At 72.7% G+C, this 18,553-nt stretch carries 18 protein-coding genes; 5 read left to right on the forward strand and 13 right to left on the reverse strand.

Translation table 11 applies throughout. The annotated features are described in order from the left end of the window. Positions 1 to 23 precede the first annotated feature (23 nt). Positions 24 to 242 (forward strand): DUF397 domain-containing protein, encoded by a 219-nt coding sequence (locus tag AB0B55_RS31230; protein ID WP_355053179.1) that lies wholly within the window; start codon positions 24 to 26, stop codon positions 240 to 242. A 102-nt stretch (positions 243 to 344) separates the two neighbouring features. Here AB0B55_RS31230 and AB0B55_RS31235 read toward each other — a convergent pair whose 3' ends face one another. Continuing rightward, positions 345 to 731 carry a hypothetical protein gene (locus tag AB0B55_RS31235; RefSeq protein ID WP_357134506.1) on the reverse strand — a complete coding sequence of 129 codons (387 nt, stop codon included), beginning with the start codon at positions 729 to 731 and terminating at the stop codon, positions 345 to 347. 219 nt (positions 732 to 950) lie between these two features. On the opposite strand from AB0B55_RS31235, the gene AB0B55_RS31240 reads away from it, so the two are divergent. Next, positions 951 to 2,195, forward strand: a complete 1,245-nt coding sequence (locus tag AB0B55_RS31240) for a cytochrome P450 (protein WP_357134504.1) — start codon at positions 951 to 953, stop codon at positions 2,193 to 2,195. 108 nt (positions 2,196 to 2,303) lie between these two features. After that, positions 2,304 to 3,344: a glycosyltransferase family 2 protein gene (locus tag AB0B55_RS31245; protein WP_357134502.1), complete on the forward strand. Its 1,041-nt coding sequence runs from the start codon at positions 2,304 to 2,306 to the stop codon at positions 3,342 to 3,344. Between the two features lie 98 nt (positions 3,345 to 3,442). Here AB0B55_RS31245 and AB0B55_RS31250 read toward each other — a convergent pair whose 3' ends face one another. From AB0B55_RS31250 to AB0B55_RS31260, 3 genes are read right to left on the reverse strand one after another with little or no spacing between them, the layout of a single operon-like run. Next, entirely contained in the window at positions 3,443 to 4,093 is a 651-nt protein-coding gene (locus AB0B55_RS31250; RefSeq protein ID WP_357175688.1) for a DUF3618 domain-containing protein, read from the reverse strand. Then, complete coding sequence (locus AB0B55_RS31255) at positions 4,090 to 4,557, reverse strand: phage holin family protein (RefSeq protein ID WP_357134500.1); 468 nt, start codon at positions 4,555 to 4,557, stop codon at positions 4,090 to 4,092. Before AB0B55_RS31255 ends, AB0B55_RS31250 begins: the two co-directional genes overlap by 4 nt. Before the next feature lie 31 nt (positions 4,558 to 4,588). After that, positions 4,589 to 5,413, reverse strand: coding sequence for a hypothetical protein (locus tag AB0B55_RS31260; protein ID WP_357134498.1), 825 nt, complete (start codon positions 5,411 to 5,413; stop codon positions 4,589 to 4,591). Between the two features lie 230 nt (positions 5,414 to 5,643). Between AB0B55_RS31260 and AB0B55_RS31265 the strand changes: the two genes are divergently transcribed. After that, positions 5,644 to 6,135: a DUF4383 domain-containing protein gene (locus AB0B55_RS31265; protein ID WP_355053172.1), complete on the forward strand. Its 492-nt coding sequence runs from the start codon at positions 5,644 to 5,646 to the stop codon at positions 6,133 to 6,135. A 176-nt stretch (positions 6,136 to 6,311) separates the two neighbouring features. Here the strand turns inward: AB0B55_RS31265 and AB0B55_RS31270 are convergent, their stop codons facing one another. From AB0B55_RS31270 to AB0B55_RS31305, 8 genes are all read right to left on the reverse strand, one after another. Continuing rightward, complete coding sequence (locus AB0B55_RS31270; RefSeq protein WP_357134495.1) at positions 6,312 to 6,761, reverse strand: GNAT family N-acetyltransferase; 450 nt, start codon at positions 6,759 to 6,761, stop codon at positions 6,312 to 6,314. A gap of 70 nt (positions 6,762 to 6,831) precedes the next feature. Then, the gene (obgE, locus tag AB0B55_RS31275) at positions 6,832 to 8,307 is read right to left on the reverse strand and encodes a GTPase ObgE (protein ID WP_357134493.1); all 1,476 of its coding nucleotides are present in this window, start codon (positions 8,305 to 8,307) and stop codon (positions 6,832 to 6,834) included. A 93-nt stretch (positions 8,308 to 8,400) separates the two neighbouring features. Next, a complete protein-coding gene (gene rpmA / locus AB0B55_RS31280; RefSeq protein WP_043966727.1) occupies positions 8,401 to 8,655 on the reverse strand; it encodes a 50S ribosomal protein L27 in 255 nt (84 codons plus the stop codon). A gap of 11 nt (positions 8,656 to 8,666) precedes the next feature. Continuing rightward, complete coding sequence (rplU, locus tag AB0B55_RS31285; RefSeq protein ID WP_007464063.1) at positions 8,667 to 8,981, reverse strand: 50S ribosomal protein L21; 315 nt, start codon at positions 8,979 to 8,981, stop codon at positions 8,667 to 8,669. 167 nt (positions 8,982 to 9,148) lie between these two features. Continuing rightward, positions 9,149 to 9,625 carry a hypothetical protein gene (locus tag AB0B55_RS31290; RefSeq protein ID WP_357134492.1) on the reverse strand — a complete coding sequence of 159 codons (477 nt, stop codon included), beginning with the start codon at positions 9,623 to 9,625 and terminating at the stop codon, positions 9,149 to 9,151. A 194-nt stretch (positions 9,626 to 9,819) separates the two neighbouring features. Continuing rightward, positions 9,820 to 12,888, reverse strand: a complete 3,069-nt coding sequence (locus tag AB0B55_RS31295; protein ID WP_357134490.1) for an Rne/Rng family ribonuclease — start codon at positions 12,886 to 12,888, stop codon at positions 9,820 to 9,822. Positions 12,889 to 13,019: 131 nt separating this feature from the next. After that, positions 13,020 to 13,739, reverse strand: coding sequence for a TIGR03936 family radical SAM-associated protein (locus AB0B55_RS31300; RefSeq protein ID WP_357175718.1), 720 nt, complete (start codon positions 13,737 to 13,739; stop codon positions 13,020 to 13,022). A 168-nt stretch (positions 13,740 to 13,907) separates the two neighbouring features. Beyond that, a complete protein-coding gene (locus AB0B55_RS31305) occupies positions 13,908 to 15,911 on the reverse strand; it encodes a TIGR03960 family B12-binding radical SAM protein (protein ID WP_357134489.1) in 2,004 nt (667 codons plus the stop codon). A gap of 172 nt (positions 15,912 to 16,083) precedes the next feature. Here AB0B55_RS31305 and AB0B55_RS31310 point away from each other — a divergent pair, with 172 nt between their 5' ends. Further along, the gene (locus AB0B55_RS31310; protein ID WP_357134487.1) at positions 16,084 to 17,712 is read left to right on the forward strand and encodes a hypothetical protein; all 1,629 of its coding nucleotides are present in this window, start codon (positions 16,084 to 16,086) and stop codon (positions 17,710 to 17,712) included. A 48-nt stretch (positions 17,713 to 17,760) separates the two neighbouring features. Here the strand turns inward: AB0B55_RS31310 and AB0B55_RS31315 are convergent, their stop codons facing one another. Further along, positions 17,761 to 18,450, reverse strand: a complete 690-nt coding sequence (locus AB0B55_RS31315) for a lysophospholipid acyltransferase family protein (RefSeq protein WP_357134485.1) — start codon at positions 18,448 to 18,450, stop codon at positions 17,761 to 17,763. Positions 18,451 to 18,553 lie beyond the last annotated feature (103 nt).

Consider the following 18,553-nt stretch of genomic DNA (forward strand, 5'->3'; position numbering starts at 1 on the left):
CCCCTGCAGTGGAGGAAAGAACCATGGCGCAGCACCCCAAGGGCGATTTCGACCTCTCCCGCGCGGTCTGGCAACGGGCCGAGGGGGACACCTCCGAGAGCGCTGTCGAGGTCGCCTTCGTCGACGACCTGATCGGGATGCGCAACTCCGCCGAGCCGCAGGGCCCGGTGCTGGTCTTCACCCAGGCCGAGTGGGACGCGTTCGTGGCCGGCGCGCAGGACGGCGAGTTCGACCTCGACTGATCCGCAGTGGCACGTGCCGGTGTCCTCTTCGAGGGGGACACCGGCACCGGTCGCGCGGTGGGGGTTTCTCAGCAGGGTTAGGGCGGGTGTCAAAGCCCGTGGCTAGTCGCCGTCGCCCCAGCCCAGACCGCCCGGGCCCGGCGCGTGGTGGAAGCCGGGATGGTCGGCGACGTCGACGCAGCGCTCCCCGTCCGGGCCGACCGCGCCGCAGAACAGCCGTTCGGCCCGGTGCCAGGCATCGGCCGGCGACAGGGCCGCCGCACCGAGCGCCAACTCCGGGCGGAGCAGGCTCAGCGCCTCCGCGTACGCCACCGCCTGTTCGAGCGCGTCGGCCGCGCCCGGCGCGGTGAAGCCCAGGTGCACGGTGAAGAACCGGCGCGGTCGGGCCGGCCGGCCCGGCGGGCCGATCAGCGGCCGCCCGGCCCGGCCCGCACCCAGCGTCTCGACCGCCCGCCGCTGCCGCCAGCGCGGCGGCCTGTTGTCGTTCATACGTCCTCCCCGTGGTCGTGGACACCTCGGCCCGACGGGGTCGTCACCGTCGTCCGACGATGCCGGCCGACGACGGCCCCACCGGCAAGCCAACCAGGTTCCGCCGCCCGTGGGAGGGGCCAGCGGACGCGCTGTCGACGCGGGGATTGCGCGGCGGCCACGAGGGTAGACGTGCCCCGGCGGCGACGCGGGCCGCCGCCGGAACCTCGAGGAGGCCCGATGGCGACCATGCCGGCCGACCGCGGCCCGGACAGCACCCTCGCCCTGCTGCGCGCCGGCTACCGGTTCATCGGAGAACGCTGCGACCGCCTGGGCAGCGACGTCTTCTCAACCCGGATCCTGCTCACGCCGACCATCTGCCTGCGGGGTCGACCAGCCGCCACCCTGTTCTACGACAACGAGCGCTTCCAGCGCGAGAGCGCCATGCCGCTGCGGATTCAGCGGACCCTCACCGGTCGGGGCGGCGTGCAGGGGCTGGACGGCGCCGCGCACACCGACCGCAAGGCCATGTTCATGTCGATCATGACGCCGACGGCGATCGCGCGACTCGGGCACCTCTTCGACGCCGAGTGGCGGGCCCGGATTCCCGCCTGGGAGGCGGCCGGCGCGGTGCCGCTCTACGACGAGCTGGGCCGGCTGCTGACCCGGGTGGTCTGCGCCTGGGCCGGCGTGCCGCTGGCCACGTCGCAGGTCGACCGCCGCGCCGTCGACCTGCACGCCATGATCGAGGGCCCGGCGGTCGTCGGCCCACGGCACTGGCGGGGCCTGCTCGCCCGCCGCCGCGCCGAACGCTGGATCGGCGACCTCGTCGAACGGACCCGGGTCGGCATCCACCCGGCCCCGGCCGACAGCCCGCTACGGGTCGTCGCCGAGCACCGCGACACGCGCGGGGCGCTGCTCCCCCGCCGGATCGCCGCCGTCGAACTGCTCAACCTGCTGCGTCCGACGGTCGCCGTGGACCGGTACATCGTCTTCGCCGCGCTCGCCCTGCGCGACCACCCCGCGTGGCGACAGCGGGTCCACGGCGACGACGGGGCCACCGAGCAGTTCGTCCAGGAGGTACGCCGTTACTACCCGTTCTTCCCGATGGCCGCGGCCCGGGTCCGGCGCTCCTTCGACTGGCAGGGCCACCACTTCCCACAGGGGCGGCGGGTGCTGCTCGACCTCTACGGCACGAACCACCACCCGGCGCTCTGGCCCGAACCGGAACTGTTCCGCCCCGAGCGGTTCGCCGACCGGCGCGTGGACCCGTTCGCGCTGATCGCGCAGGGCGGCGGCGACCACAGCACCGGACACCGCTGCGCCGGCGAGTGGATCACCATCGACCTCATGAAGCGGGCGGTCACCCACCTGACCGGCGGCATGCGCTACGACGTGCCGCCGCAGGATCTGCGCCTGGACCTGCACCGGATGCCCGTCCTGCCACCCGGCCGCATGACCGTCACCAACGTCCGCCGCGCCTGAGGTCGTCGTTGTCCCGGGGGTCGGTGCTTCGCACCGGTTTGGGCGGCCGCCGTGCGGGCAGGCGCAGCGGGCGGCACACCCGCCGCGCAGCACCGCCCAGGAGGCGCGATGCCCTCTCCGGCCACCGGTGACGCCCGGCGCGCCGCGCGTCACGACACCGGCGGAACGGCCCTGCCGATGGCGTACGTCCTGCCGCTGCGCTGGCACACCGACGCCGGCCTGGACGAGCTGACCGGCTACCTGCGCCGGCTGAGCGGTCTCGTCGACGTGATCGTGGTCGACGGGTCGCCTCCGGAGCTGTTCGCCCGGCACGCGGCGGCCTGGCGGGCGCTGGTGCGGCACCTGCCACCCGACCGCGCCCGGCGCGGGCTCAACGGCAAGGTGGCTGGGGTGCACACCGGCGTCGGCGCGGCACGCCACGAGCACGTGGTGATCGCCGACGACGACGTCCGGTACGACGAGGCCGGGCTCCACGCGGTGCACCGACTGCTGGACCGGGTCGACCTGGTCCGGCCGCAGAACTACTTCGACCCCCTGCCCTGGCACGCCTGGTGGGACACCGGGCGGACGCTGCTCAACCGCGCTCTCGGAAACGACTACCCCGGCACCCTCGCGGTACGCCGCAGCACGTTCCTCGCCATGGGCGGGTACGACCCCGACGTGCTCTTCGAGAACCTGGAGCTGATCCGTACGGTGCGGGCTTACGGCGGCGTCGAGGTCGCGCCGCCCTGGCTGTACGTACGGCGGCTGCCGCCGGACGCGGCGCACTTCCGGGGCCAGCGGGTCCGCCAGGCGTACGACGACCTGGCCCAGCCGGTCCGCCTGCTGACCGCGCTCGCGGTCGTGCCCGCGCTGGCCGCGGCGGTCGCGTCCCGCCGGCCCCGGCTGCTGCTCGGCATGACGGCCAGCGTCGTCGCCCTGGCCGAGGCGGGTCGCCGCCGCGCCGCCGGTGCCACCGTCTTCCCACCGACCACCACGCTGGCCGCCCCGCTCTGGCTGCTCGAACGCGGCATCTGCAGCTGGCTTGCGATAACCCAGCGCCTGCTGAAAGGCGGCGTCAGCTACGGCGACACCAGAATCCGCACCCCAGCCCACCGCCACGAAGTCCCCGCGATCTTGCACTTTCTGCTGGGACAAAAGCCGCGTTAGTCGACAGGTCAGCAACAGGAAGTGCAAGATCGCGGGGAGATACGGCGACGGCTCGCAGCCACCGGGGTGGCCGCGAGCCGTCGTCGACGTCGGTGGCTTCAGGAACTGACCTGCTGGCGGGCCTGCTGTGCCTGGTCCTTGACGTCCTGGGCGGCCGAGCGGCCGTCGTCCTTGACCGCATGCACCGCGTCCTGGGCGGTGGACCTCACCGACTCGGCGGCGTGCTGGGCCGGCTCACGCAGCTCGTCCTTGAGTTCGCTGGCAACCTCGCCCAGCTTCTCCTTGACGACTCCGCTGTGCTCGCCGACCTTCTCCTTGACCTGCGCGGCCGCCTGCTGCTCCCGGCGGGACGCCGGAATCAGCGAGGAGGCCAGCCAGCCCACGCCGAAGGCGATCAGACCGGCGGCGAGCGGGTTGCCCTGCGACTTCTCCCGGATCACGCGGGGCGCGCTGTGGGCCGCGTCGCTCACCGAGGAGGCCGCCGACTGCGCGGCGTCGCTGACGCTGGACGCCGCCGACGACGCGCGGTCACCCACCGAGTGGGCGGCGTGGCCGGTGCCCTGGCCGAGGTCGGAAGCGGTTCCCATGACCTTGTCCCTCACATTCTGCAGCGCGGAGCGGGCCCGCTGCTTACGGTCGTCGACGATGCGGCTGGGGCTGACCTTGTACGCCAACGCGTCCACGTCGGAGCTGAGGCTGTTGCGGGTGGCTTCGATCTCCCGGCGGATCTGGTCGGGGTCGGTGCTCATCGGGTGACTCCCTCCGGGTGGGGCTTGAGCGCGTCGGGGATCCGCTGCACGCTGTCGTTGGTCTGCTTGAGCCCGCGTACGTGCTGGGCGTTTTTCTTCGCCGCCGAGTAGAGGACGGCGGCGACCACGGCCCAGAGCACGGCCACGATCAGCGCGGCGAGCCCGGAGTCCATGACGTTGTCCAAGAACTGCCAGATGGCGATCGAAACGAAGAGGGCCACCATGTAGCCGCCGAAGCCGGCACCGCCGAATAGGCCCGCAGCCTTGCCGGCCTTCTTGCCCTCCTGGCGGATCTCGGCCTTGGCCAGCTCGACCTCCTGGCGCATCAGCGTCGACAGGTCGGTGGTGACCTGACGCATCAGATCACCGAGCGAACTGCCCTTCACCTCGGCCGCGGTGTGCGGGGCACCCGCGTCGGGGTGGTAACCGGAGTCCAGTCCGGACCCCTGCGTCGGCATGCTCATGCCGCCGCCTCCCTTCGGATGACTCGACACCTCACGGGCGGGGGCTGCCGCTGGACGGCACGCCCGGCAGCGGGTCGGTCTGGGTCACCGGCGGCAGCGGCTGACCGGTGCTCGCCGGCTCGGTGTAGCCGCCCTGGCGGGCCGGATCGCGGTAGCCGCCCGGCGTCGGGTCGGCGTAACCGCCGGAGGTCGGCTCGGTGTAGGTGCCCGGGGTCGGGTCGAGGTAACCGCCGGCCGGGGTGGCGTCCGCGGCCGTGCGGGGCGTCGGCGGCGGGGTGGGGATCACGGCGGTGCGCTCCGGGTCGTACGCGCCCGCGCCGCGGTAACCCGCGGAACCGTTGCCGGAGTCGTCACCGGAGGCCGAGATGCCCTTGGTCAGGCGGCCGGCCAGCACACCGAGCACCGCCGCGCCGACCAGGAAGGTGCCCGGGTTACGCCGCGCGTAGTCGCGTACCTCATTGATCAGGTCGCCGGGCTGGCGCTCCTCGAGCCAGCCGGCCACGCCGTGCACCCGGTCGGCGGCCTGGCGGGCCAGCTCGCTCACCGGACCGGCCTGGCCACCCTGCTCGGCCATCGAGCGCATCTCGTCGGCGATCGACCGCAGTCCGCCGGCCGCGCGGCGCTGCTGCTCACCGGTCTGGCTGGCGAGCTGGCTGCGGGCCTCGCCGTAGAGGTTGCGGGCCTGCCGGACGGCCTCACGGCCGACCTCGGTGCCCTGCTCCTTGGCGGTCTGGGCGACCGCGCCACCGGCGTGCGCCGCCTCGGACCCGACGTGCCGGGCCTGCTCGCGGACGCCGCCGCCGTTGGTGGACTCCTGGCCGTACGTGGTGGAGGTGGGTGACAGATCGTAAGTCATGATTTCCCTTCCGCTCGGAAGTGTCGTCGCGGTTGTTCTGGGGGAGGCGGCCGTGTCGCCGTGGCCGCTGACAACTCACCTACCCGGCGTTTTGGCTTCCATACCTGTTCGTGCATTTCTCTGCGCGAGCGTCGGGAGGGACTTCAAAATGGAGGATCGCGGGGCTGCGTCACGTCGCCGCTGCGGACAGCGACGTTCGCGGGACCGGGAGATCCACGAAAGGGGCACCGATGGCACGAGACGCGCGGGGTGGCCGACCTGCCGCGCCCCGACCGCGGGTGCAGGTCGCCGCGCTGGTCGTGGCCGGGGTCTTCCTGCTGATCGGTGTCCTCGGCTACATCCCCGGCATTACCACCGACTACGGCGATCTGGCCTTCGCCGGGCACCACTCGGACGCCAAACTGCTCGGCGTGTTCCAGGTCTCGATCCTGCACAACGCCGTACACCTGCTGTTCGGGCTGGTGGGTCTGGTGTTGGCCCGCAGCGTCGCCGGCGCGCGGGTCTTCCTGGCCGGGGGCGGCGCGATCTACCTCGCCCTGTGGCTGTACGGCCTGGCGATCGAGGCGATCGACGAGGAGGGTGGCGCGAACATCCTGCCGGTCAACGGCGCTGACAACTGGCTGCACCTCGCCCTCGGCTTCGGCATGCTGGCCCTCGGCCTGCTGCTGTCGAACGAAGCCGGGACCGGCGGACGCCTCGACACCCCGATCGACCGCCCCTGAGCTGCTACTTCGCGCGGATGCTCACCGGTACCTAGTGCAGCGCGGCTCGACCGGAGTCCAAGCCGGTCACCGTCGCACACGCCGAGGCCGGGGCCTGACGCCGCCCGCGCGCCCATTAGCCGTTAGGAAGGGCCCCTTTCTATACACCAGGCGTTAGAAAGGTGCCCTTCCTTACGTCAGGCAGCGACCGGGAGCCGTTTGGCGAAGCAGACGCTGTACGGGTTGCCCACGTACTCGCCGTACACCGGGATCGGTTCGTAGCCGCACGAGGTGTACAGCCCGACGGCCGCCGGCAGGTACGTGCCGGTCTCCAGGCAGACCACGGTGTGCCCCTGCTGGAACGCGCACTCCTCCAGGGCGGCGAGCAGTTGCCGAGCGATGCCCCTGCCCCGGTACGCCGGCCGCACGTACATCCGCTTGACCTCGCCGGTGACGGCGTCGAGCGACTGGAGTCCGCCACAGGCGACCGCCCGACCGCGCACCACCACGGCCAGGTAGCGGATGTCGTCGTGGGTGACGGTGACCTGCCCGTCCAAACCGCCGTCAGCGACGCGCAGCTCACGCTGCTGGGCGACGACCAGGGCGGCGATTTCGGGATCGATGGCGGGCCGCGACTCGATCAGCATCACCCGACGCTAAGCGGGATTGATTTCGCGGAGGTTTCCGGCAATCAACCCGATCACGGAGCGCAACCGGCTACTCGGCGTCATCCTCGATGTCGTCGTCGCCCATGTCCGCGCCGATCTCGTCGGAGTCGATCTCGTCCTCCGGGCGCACCCGGCGGGCCTTGCGCGCGGCGAGCCGCTCCGCCGCCGACGCCCGGTTCGACTTCTCCTCCAGGCGGACGTCGGTGCCCCGGTTACCGGGCACGAACTCCACGCCCGCGTAGAGCGTCGGCTGCCAGTCGAACTCGCGCTCACCGATCCGGACCAGGTCACCGGGTTCGGCGCCGGCCTTGGCCAGCTTGTCCTCGACACCGAGGCGGGCCAGCCGGTCGGCGAGGTAGCCGACCGCCTCGTCGTTGTCGAAGTTGGTCTGCTTGACCCACCGCTCCGGGCGTACGCCCCGGACGGTGAACGAGCCGTCGGCCTCGGCCGTGATGGTGAAGCCGGCGTCGTCCACCGCCATCGGCCGGATCACGATCCGGGTCGGCTCGGCCGGCGGGGCCGCCTTGCGCTCCGCCTCGACCAGCTCGGCCATCGCGTACGTCAGCTCCTTGAGCCCCTCGCGGGTGGCCGCGGAGACCTCGAACACGCGGTAGCCGCGCTCCTCCAGGTCCGGGCGGACGATCTCGGCGAGGTCCCGGCCGTCCGGCACGTCGACCTTGTTCACGGCCACCAGCCGGGGGCGGTCGGTCAGGCCGCCGTACTGGCTCAGCTCGGCCTCGATGGCGTCGATGTCGGCGACCGGGTCGCGGCCGGGCTCCAGGGTCGCCGAGTCGATGACGTGCACCAGCACCGCGCAGCGCTCGATGTGCCGCAGGAACTCCAGGCCCAGGCCCTTGCCGGTGGCCGCGCCCGGGATCAGGCCCGGCACGTCGGCGACGGTGAAGGTGTGGTTGTCCATCCGGACCACACCGAGGTTGGGCACGAGGGTGGTGAACGGGTAGTCGGCGATCTTCGGCTTCGCGGCGGAGATCACCGAGATCAGCGACGACTTACCGGCCGACGGGAAGCCCACCAGGCCCACGTCGGCGACGCTCTTCAGCTCCAGCACGATGTCCAGCTGGTCGCCGGGCTCGCCCAGCTCGGCGAAGCCGGGCGCCTTGCGCTTGGCGTTGGCCAGCGACGCGTTGCCGCGCCCGCCGCGCCCGCCCCGGGCCACCTCGAAGGTGGTGCCGGCGCCGACCATGTCGGCCAGCACGGTGCCGTCGGTGGTCTGGACCACAGTGCCGTTGGGCACCTTGAGCACCAGGTTGTGGCCGTTGGCCCCGTCCCGGTTCGACCCGGCGCCGCCCTTGCCGTTGTCGGCCTTGACGTGCGGGTGGAAGTGGAAGTCGAGCAGCGTGGTCACCTGCGGGTCGACCACCAGCGACACGCTGCCGCCGTGGCCGCCGTTGCCGCCGTCCGGCCCCCCGAAGGGCTTGAACTTCTCGCGGTGGATCGAGACACAACCGTGCCCACCATCGCCGGCCTGCAGATGCAGGACGACCCGGTCAACGAACGTCGCCACGGCGTCAATCCTTCCAGCGAGGGTCGACCCCGCACGTCGAAAAAGCCGAGCGGGCCGGGACCCGGAGGTCCGCGGCCCGCTCAGCGAAGAGAACTACTGCTGCGGAACGATGCTGACGGTCTTGCGACCGCGCTTGGTGCCGAACAGGACCGAGCCGGCGGCCAGGGCGAACAGCGTGTCGTCGCCGCCACGGCCGACCAGGTCACCGGGGTGGAACTTGGTGCCACGCTGCCGGATGAGGATCTCACCGGCGCTGACGACCTGACCACCGAAGCGCTTCACGCCAAGTCGCTGGGCCGCGGAGTCACGACCGTTACGCGAGCTGGACGCACCCTTTTTGTGAGCCATTGGAGGACGACCTACTTCCCGCTGGAGATGCCGGTCACCTTGACCTGGGTCAACGGCTGGCGGTGACCCTGGCGCTTGTGGTAGCCGGTCTTGTTCTTGAACTTGTGGATCCGGATCTTCGGGCCCTTGGTGTGCGCGGCGATCTCGCCGGACACCGCGACCTCGGCAAGCTTCGCCGCGTCGGTCACCAGGTCGTCACCGTCGACGAGGAGCACCGCGGTGAGCTTCACCGCGTCACCGGGGGCACCGGTGAGCTTCTCGACCTCGATCACGTCGCCCTCGGCGACCTTGTACTGCTTGCCGCCGGTCTTGACGATCGCGTACATCGGAGGCGGACTCCCTGTCGTTGAGGCTGCTGACTGGTCGTCCCCGCGGCGGCTCGCCGGGTAGCAGTGCACGGCGGCGCGGGCACGCGGGAACTCGGCACACCAAAGGTGGGCCGTAGGCAAGAGTACGCCATCGCTGGCATGGACCCCAAACCGGCCCGCCCTGGTTACCGGGCGCAGAGCTGATCGAGACGCTGCTGGAGCCGGTCCAGCTCGGTCTCGTCGATCGACTCGACGTCGACGCCGAGGGCGGCGACCTCCGTGCCGAGGTCACTGAGCAACGTCCTGAGCTGCGCGTCGGTGGCCTGAGCCCTCTGCTCCCGCAGCGCGGTCCGCCAGCCGGCCAGGGCCGCCTGCGCCCGGGTCCGGGCCGCGTCGGCCGTCACGGTGTCACCCGCGCCCACCGCGGCGACCATCTGGCCCAGCTCCTCGACGTATTCCCGGACGGCGGTGGTCCCGGCCCGCCGCGCCTCGGCACAGACCCGGGCGTCACCGCCCGTCGCGCCACCGCCCAGCGGCGTAGCAGCCGGACCCGTCGGCGCGGAACCCCCGGTCGGGCCCGCACCACCCGAGCGGTCGTCGGAGCAGCCCGCCGAAGCCAGGAGTACGGCTACCAGCAGGGTACGAGCGAGCAGGCGACGCATCTTCTTCTCCTGACCGGGGCCGAGCGTTCCCGCATCGGGGTGACCCGAGCGGCGAGGTCCCTCCCCGTCACATTGCCGGGAAAGGGACCTCGTCAAACACCGGGCCGGTCAGCCGTCAGAGACGGGCGGGCCGGTCAGCCGTTCAGGGACGGCGGGCCGGTCAGCCGTCAGAGACAGGCGGGCCGGTCAGCCGTTCAGGGGCGGGTCCGTCGGCGGGCGCCACCCCGACGGGAACGACGACGTCCGGTGCCACCCTCGGCGGCCTCCTCGTCGCCGTCGGCGTCGGCGAGAGCGTCCGGGTCGTCCGCCGCGGCCAGCCGGGCCGACTCACCCCGCTGGCTGTCGGACACCGCCGGAGCGGCCTCCGTCTCCGTCTCGTACCGGGACAGGTCGTACCCCATGGTGTCCTGGTAGTCGGCGTGCGGTTCGGCGTGGTTGTCGGTGTCGACGACCTCGATGACGGCGCGCTCGGCCGGGGCGCTCTTGCGCGCCCGGCGGCGGGAGGACGGCGTGCCGTTCTCCGCGGCCGGGGCGGCCGCGGCGGCCGGCGCCGACGACGCGACGGCCTTGACCTTCTCCGCGGCCCCGCCGGTGCGCGGCTTCTCCGGCACCGGCTCGGTGTGGATGATGACGCCCCGGCCCTTGCAGCAGTCGCACGTCTCGCTGAACGCCTCGAGGAGGCCCGCGCCGATCCGCTTGCGGGTCATCTGCACCAGACCGAGCGAGGTGATCTCGGTGACCTGGTGCTTGGTGCGGTCCCGACCCAGGCACTCGGTGAGCCGGCGCAGCACCAGCTCCCGGTTCGACTCGAGCACCATGTCGATGAAGTCGATCACCACGATGCCGCCGATGTCCCGCAGCCGGAGCTGGCGGACGATCTCCTCCGCCGCCTCCAGGTTGTTGCGGGTGACCGTCTCCTCCAGGTTGCCGCCGGAGCCGGTGTACTTGCCGGTGTTCACGTCGACGACCGTCATGGCCTCGGTCTTGTCGATCACCAGCGAACCGCCGGACGGCAGGAACACCTTGCGGTCCAGACCCTTGATGATCTGCTCGTCGATCCGGTACTCGGCGAACACGTCGTTGGTGCCGACGTGCCGACGGACCCGGTCGACCAGGTCCGGGGAGACGTGCGACAGGTACGACTCGACCATGCCGTACGACTGCTCGCCCTCGATGACCAGCTCGCGGAAGTCCTCGTTGAACAGGTCCCGGACCACCCGGATGACCAGGTCGGGCTCCTCGTAGAGCAGCACCGGGGCGCCACCCTCGGCGGCCTTGGCCTGGATGTCCTCCCACTGCGCCTGCAACCGCTTGACGTCGCGGGCCAACTCGTCCTCGCTGGCGCCCTCGGCGGCCGTCCGGACGATCACGCCGGCGCCGTCCGGGACCAGCTTCTTGAGCACGTCCCGCAGCCGCTTGCGCTCGGTGTCCGGCAGCTTGCGGCTGATCCCGGACGCGTTGCCGTTGGGCACGTAGACCAGGTGCCGACCGGAGAGCGCGATGTGGCTGGTCAGCCGCGCGCCCTTGTGCCCGATCGGGTCCTTGGTGACCTGGACCAGCACCGAGTCGCCGGAGCGTAGCGCCTGCTCGATCGAGCGGGCCCGCCCCTCCAGCCCGGAGGTGTCCCAGTTGACCTCGCCCGCGTAGAGCACCGCGTTGCGGCCCCGGCCGACGTCGACGAACGCCGCCTCCATGCTGGGCAGCACGTTCTGGACCTTGCCCAGGTAGACGTTGCCGGCCATGGTGCCGGAGGAGTTGCGGGTGACGTAGTGCTCGACCAGCACCCCGTCCTCCAGGACGGCGATCTGGGTACGGTCGCCGCGCTGCCGGACCGCCATCACCCGGTCCACCGCCTCCCGGCGGGCCAGGAACTCCGACTCGCTGAGGATCGGCGGCCGCGTACGGCGCTGCTCCCGGCCGTCCCGGCGACGCTGGCGCTTGGCCTCCAGCCGGGTCGAGCCGGACACGCCCTGGACCTCGTCGACCGTACGACGGGGTTCGCGGATCTTGACCACGGTCGGCACGCCGTCGTCGGCGGCCGCCCCCTCGGTGTCACCCGCGCCCCGGCGACGACGGCGACGGCGACGGCGGGTCATCCCGTCCCCGCCCTCGGACTCCTCGTCCTCGTCGCCCTCGCCCTCGGCCTCGACCTCGGCGGTCTCCTCCTCGGCCTGCGCCGCCTCGTCGGACTCCTCGTCCTCGGCGTCGTCGGCGCCACCCTTGCCCCGGCCCCGACCACGGCGACCACGGCGACGGCGACGGCGCGCGGCGGCGCTGTCCTCGTCGTCCTCGTCCGCCTCGGTGGCCTCGTCGGCCTCCTCGGTCGGCTCCTCCTCGGCCTCGACGGCCTCGATCGGCTCCACCGGCTCCGCGTCGCGGCGGCCGCGCCGCCGACGACGGGAGGGCTCGGCCTCGACGGCCGGCTCCTCGGCGACCGGCTCGGGCTCGGCCGGGCGGGTCACCGGCACGGCGTCCGGCTGAGGCGCCATGAACAGCACGGTGGGCGCGGAGAGCGCTGCGCGACGACGGCGGGTCTTCGGCGGCTCGGCCTCGATGGCCTCGGCCGGCTCGATCGGCTCGTCCGTCACGTTGGCCACGGCGACACCGGGCGCGACATCCCCGAACGCCTGCTCGGCCGCGCCCGGCGGGGTCTGCGCCTCGTCCAGCTCGGCTTCGGCCTCCCGCAGGTCGGACTCGGCCGGCGTCTCGTCGGCCGGGACGGGCTCGGGCTCGATGACGGCGGCCCGCTCCGACTCGACGGCCGGCTCCGACTCGACGGCAGCGGCGGGCTCCGGCTCGGTGACGGCGGGCGTCGCCTTCTTCCGCCGGGTGCGGGTCACCTTGACCGGGGGAACGACCTCGGGGGACGACAGCTCCGCGCTGGCCGCGACCAGCGGCTCCTCGGCGGTCGTCTCGACCGGAGCGGCCTTGCGACGGCGGCGGGGGGTTTTCGGAGGGACGTCCAGGTCACCGGAGATCGGGGCGAAGACCTCCGCCTGCGGCGACTCGACGGCGCCGATCCCACCGGTGGACGCCTCGACGGGCGCCTCGGCCTGCTCCGGCTGGTTGAGCGGGGCGGCCCGACGCCGGGTGACCCGTGCCCGTCGCGGCTTCGCGGCGGGCTCGGCGCTCTCGGCCCCGGTCTGCTGCGCGCCGGTGGCTTGCTCGGTGCCGGCGGTGCTGTCGGTGTTGCTCTGGTCAGCGGTATCCCCGGCCGGCTGTGAACCGGTCCGTTCGCCGCCCTCGGGCTCGTTCTCGAGCATGGACGTTCTCCAGTTCTGGCTGCCCCGGGCGCGGGTGAGCGCTGCCACGCAGGGTCGCCGCAAAAGTGTTTCCGCCGGGCGCGCGTGGTGCGCGACCGCCGAAGTCTGCCTGCAAGAGCGCTGACCGTCGGTCAGTGCCCAACGATGGCTGCCCCGCCGCGGTCCGCATCCAACGGATCCACGATCGCACCCTGCGCGGTCAGCGTGCCCTGAGCCAGCCGGGTCACCCTCGGCGAGACCGGCGGCTCCAGGTCGGCCACCACGCGGAGGCCGGAAAGGACGTCATCGGGCCGTACGGACGGAGTGACCTGCCGTACGACCAGTTCGAGTATCGCACACGGTACGGCCGGCGCCCCGGAAGGCGTCTGCGTCGGGGGTAGGACATCGATTGATATGACTGCCGCGCGGGCGTCGAAGGTGCGTCGCCCCTGCTTGGTCATCCGCTCGACCAGAACCTCGTCGGCGGCGGTGAACGCGTCCACGGCGGCGCGCAGGGTCGCCGTGTCGACCTCGGGCAGCTCGATGTGCCAGTGCGACGCCTCGATACGGTCGGCCAGGCTGCCACCCTCGGCGATCACCACCTCCAACACGTCCAGCCCGGGCGAGAGCGCGGCGTCGAGCGCGGCGCGCAGCGCCTCCGGGTCGACCGGGGCCTGAAGGCCGATCTCCAGGTACTCCGCCTCGCTGGCCACCCCGGTCGGAGCGGCGCTGGCGTAGGAGATCTTCGGGTGCGGGGTGAAGCCCTGGGAGAACGCGATCGGTACGGCGGCGCGACGCAGCGCGCGCTCGAAGGCCCGGGCGAAGTCCCGGTGCGAGGTGAACCGCAGCGGCCCGCGCTTGGCGTACCGGATGCGGGCGCGCTGGACGACCGGCGCCTGCCCACCCTCCGGCTGGTTTCTCTTACTGATCGTCTCGCTCCTCGAAACTCAGCACCTCGTTGATCATGAAGTTATTGTCGACGACACGCCGTGGTGCGGGCAACAACTTCATGATCGACGCGAGCGACCCACTGGGGTCGGTCAGGGGGCGGGGGTCTTCAGGGGGGTGATCGGCGTCAGGGGGAGGAGTTTCTTGCCCGTCGGGCCGATCTGGATCTCGGTGTCCATGGAGGGGCAGACGCCGCAGTCGAAGCACGGGGTCCACCGACAGTCGTCCTGCTCGAACCCGCTGACCGAATCCTGCCAGTCCTGCCAGAGCCAGTCCTTGTCCAGGCCCGAGTCAAGGTGGTCCCAGGGCAGGACCTCCAGCTCGTCGCGCTGGCGGGTGGTGTACCAGTCGAGGTCCACCCCAAACGCGGGCAGCGTCTCGGCCGCCGCGTCCACCCAGCGCTGGTACGAGAAGTGCTCGCTCCACCCGTCGAACCGGCCGCCGTTCTCCCAGACCCGGCGGATCACCGCGCCGACGCGGCGGTCACCCCGGGAGAGCAGGCCCTCGATCAGCGACGGCTCGCCGTCGTGGTAGCGGTAGCCGATCGCCCGGCCCAGCGAACGGTCGGCGTTGATGGCCTGCTTGAGGATCTTGAGCCGGTGGTCGATGACCTCCGGACGGTCCATCGAGGCCCACTGGAACGGGGTGTGCGGCTTCGGCACGAACCCGCCGATCGAGACCGTGCAGCGGATGTCCTTGGAGCCGGTCGCGGCCCGCCCGGCCCTGATCACCTCGTGGGCCATCTCGGCGATCTCGAGGACGTCCTCGTCGGTCTCGGTGGGCAGGCCGCACATGAAGTAGAGCTTCACCTGCCGCCAACCGTTGCTGTACGCGGTGACGACCGTGCGGATCAGGTCTTCCTTCGACACCATCTTGTTGATGACCTTGCGGATCCGCTCCGACCCGCCCTCCGGGGCGAAGGTCAGACCGGTACGCCGCCCGTTGCGGGACAGCTCCTGCGCGAGGTCGATGTTGAAGGCGTCCACCCGGGTCGACGGCAGCGACAGCGACACGTTCGTGCCCTCGTACTGCTGGGCCAGGCCCGAGCACATGTCGCCGATCTCGGAGTGGTCGGCCGAGGAGAGCGACAGCAGGCCCACCTCGTTGAAGCCGGAGAACTCCAGGCCCTCACGCACCATCTGCCCCACGGTGGTGATCGACCGCTCCCGCACCGGGCGGGTGATCATGCCGGCCTGGCAGAAGCGGCAGCCCCGGGTGCAGCCCCGGAAGATCTCCACGGCGTACCGCTCGTGCACCGTCTCGGCGAGCGGCACGAGGGGCTTCTTCGGGTACGGCCACGCGTCCAGGTCCATCGTCGTGCGCTTGTGCACCCGGAACGGCACGTCCGCCCGGTTCGGCACGACCCGCTGGATCCGCCCGTCCGGCAGGTAGTCGACGTCGTAGAAGCGCGGCACGTAGACGCTCTCGGTGCGGGCCAGCCGCAGCAGCAGTTCGTCGCGGCCACCCGGGGAGCCCTCGGCCTTCCACTCCCGGACGATCGCGGTGATCTCCAGGACGGCCTCCTCGCCGTCGCCGAGCACCGCGGCGTCGATGAAGTCGGCGATCGGCTCCGGGTTGAACGCGGCGTGCCCACCAGCCACGATCACCGGGTCGGCGTCGGTACGGTCGGCGGCCAGCAGCGGAATGCCGGCCAGGTCGATCGCCGTCAGCATGTTGGTGTAGCCCAGCTCGGTGGAGAAGGAGATGCCGAACACGTCGAACTTGCGCACCGGCCGGTGCGCGTCGACGGTGAACTGCGGCACGCCGTGCGTGCGCATCAGGCTCTCCAGGTCGGGCCAGACCGCGTACGTCCGCTCGGCGAGGGTGTCGGGCAGCTCGTTGAGCACCTCGTAGAGGATCTGCACACCCTGGTTGGGCAGGCCCACCTCGTACGCGTCGGGATACATCAGCGCCCAGCGCACCGTCGCGGCGTCCCAGTCCTTGACGACCGCGCCCAGCTCACCGCCGACGTACTGGATCGGCTTGGAGATCTGCGGGAGCAACGGCTCGAGCCGGGGCCAGATCGACGGCTCCGAGCTGGAGTCGTCGCCCGAATTGGTCGCGGCCGCGCGCGGCGTCGTGGACGGGGCACTCATGATGCCCAAGGGTACGCGCCCGCTCGGAGGTGACCGCGCGCACGCCACGATGCCGGCCGACCGGCCGACCCGAGCCCCGCGCCGGCCGACCCGAGCCCCGCGCCCGGTGCCCGGGCGGCGGTGGTGGCGGCACGGTACTAACCTCGGACCGGCGCGAGAGGAGATTGCCGCGATGCCGGAGCCCCAGCCGGGAGCACGGCCGGCCGACGGGCGCACCCCTGGCCCGAGGCCGGACGACGCTCCGGCGGTCGCCGACGAGTCGACCTCCCCACCCGTACCCCCGAATCAGCCGGCCGCCCCCGACGGCCCGGAACCCCCGGTCGAACCGACCGCCGCCGCCCCGGCGGAGGCGGCGACGCCCGAGCCCGCGGCGAAGCCGGACCCGACGCTGTCCGAGCCCGCGGCGAAGCCGGACCCGACGCTGTCCGAGCCGGCGGCCGAGCCGGACCCGACGGCACAGCAGCCGGCGGCCGAGCCGGACCCGACGGCACAGCAGCCGGCGGCCGAGCCGGACCCGACGGCGCAGAAGCCGGCAGCCGGGCCGGACCCGACGGCGAAGGAGCCGGCGGCCGAGCCCGAGCCGGCCGACAAGCCCGAGCCGCACCCGACTTCCCCGGAGCCCGCGGCCGAGGCCAGGCCGGCTGCCGGGCCCGAACCCACGGCCCGCGAGCGCGTGGGTGAGGGCCCCGACTCCCCCGCCGCGCCGCCCGCGCCCCGGTGGAGCGGATCCGCGCCGGTTCCGCCTGCGCTGCCGCGTCGGCGCGCCTGGGGGGAGTCGGCCGAGCCGACCCCGCCGCCGCCGTTGCCGGAGCAGCCGCTCGAGCACCGCACCCCGGTCGACCCGTGGGCCGGGGTGGACACCGGCGGCTGGGACCTGCCGTCCGCCGAACTGCCTCCGCTGCCGCCGACGCTGGGCTACCCGGTCCCGCCGGCCACCCGGCAGTGGTCCGGGCCGCCGGTCGGCGCGCATCCCGTCTCACCGCCGCCGGTCGGGACGCACCCCGTCTCGCCGCCGCTCCACCACCAACCCGCCGCCCACCCACCGCCGGCCTACCTGCCGCCGGTCGCCTACCCGCCACCGCACGCCCGACCTGCCCCGCCGCATCCACCCACCGCCGCCGGGCCCGCCGCGCCGGTCCGCCCGGCGCCGCCGGCCCGGGTGCCGAAGCAGCGCCGGGGGCGGGGTCCGACCGCGCCGCCGCCGCTCGGGGAGGCCGCCAAGGGGTACCCGCCCCCTCGACCACGGCGCCGCCGGCGTCGCTGGCCGTGGCTGCTGCTGCTCAGCCTGGCCTGCTGCTGTGGCTGCCCCGCCTACTACGGCCTGCCGATCTCGTCCCAGTACCCGGCCAGCGCCGCGCTGCCCGAGCAGGTCGCCGACCTGAGCCTGCGGCAGGACGACGGCAGCTCCGAGACGGCCAAGCAGTTGGAGAAAGAGGTACGCCAGGAGCACCTGCTGGCCGAGGACACCTTCGCGGGCGTCTACCGGACGGCGGACGGCAAGCAGGTGACGGTATTCGGCGGCACCGGCTTCCGGCTGACCCCCGAGGCGGACGCGGACGAGGAGATCACGCGGCTCGGTGAGCGCTACGCGCTGGAGGCCCCCGAGACGGTGCGGACCGGCGTACGGGGTCGGTACGAGCGCTGCGCGATCGGTCGACCAGCCGGGGGCGACGTGGTGGTGTGCACCTCGGTCGACCACGGCAGCATCGCCACCGGGGTGTTCACCCGGCTCTCCGTCTCGGACAGCGCGACGTTGCTCGACACCCTGCGCACGCAGATCGTCCAGCCCAAGCAGGGCTGAGTCGCATCCGGGCCGCCGCTCGCGGGCATCCGGACGGCCTGGGCGGGGTCAGACCTCGCTGGCCGGGTCGGTGTCGGCGCGCTTCGGCGCGTACCGGGGGATGTACTCCTGGCCGGTGAGCTTCTGGATCTCGCTCATCACCTCGTCGGTCATCTGCCGCAGCGAGGTGCGATCGTCCGGGCGGCCGGTGAAGTCCAGCGGCTTGCCGAACTTCACGGTGATCTTGGCAGTGCCGGGGCGGGGTACCCGCGCCCCGATCGGCTGCGCCTTGTCGGTGCCGACCGTGCCCACCGGGATGATCGGCACACCGGCGGCGACCGCCAGCCGGGCCGCCCCGGTCCGACCCCGGTAGAGCTTGCCGTCCGGGGAACGGGTGCCCTCCGGGTAGACCACCACCAGGTCACCGCCCCGCAACGCCGGGATGGCGGCGTCGAAGGCGGACAGCGCGGCGCGCCCACCGGCCCGTTCGACCGGGATGGCGCCCAGACCGGTGAGGACGAACTTCGAGAACGCGCCCTTCGCGCCGGTGCCGGTGAAGTACTCGGACTTGGCCCAGAACGCCAGGTGCCGGGGCACCACCGTGCCGAGGAACAGCTCGTCCGCCACCGAGAGGTGGTTGCCGGCGAAGATCGCGCCGCCGGTCTCCGGCACGTGTTCCAGACCCTCCACGGTCGGGCGGAACGCCAACCGCAGCGCGGGCGCCACGGTGAGCTTGCCGATGGTGTAGAGCAGGGGCACTGGTCCTCCGGCAGATGAGGTGCGAGCAGGCGGTGTCACGGTAGCGGACGCCCCCACACCCCACCGACGGAGGTGGGAGGCGTCCGCGTCCCGACAGTGCTGG

The organism is Micromonospora sp. NPDC049107 (assembly GCF_040648595.1).
In the GTDB taxonomy this organism is placed as follows: Bacteria; Actinomycetota; Actinomycetes; order Mycobacteriales; family Micromonosporaceae; genus Micromonospora.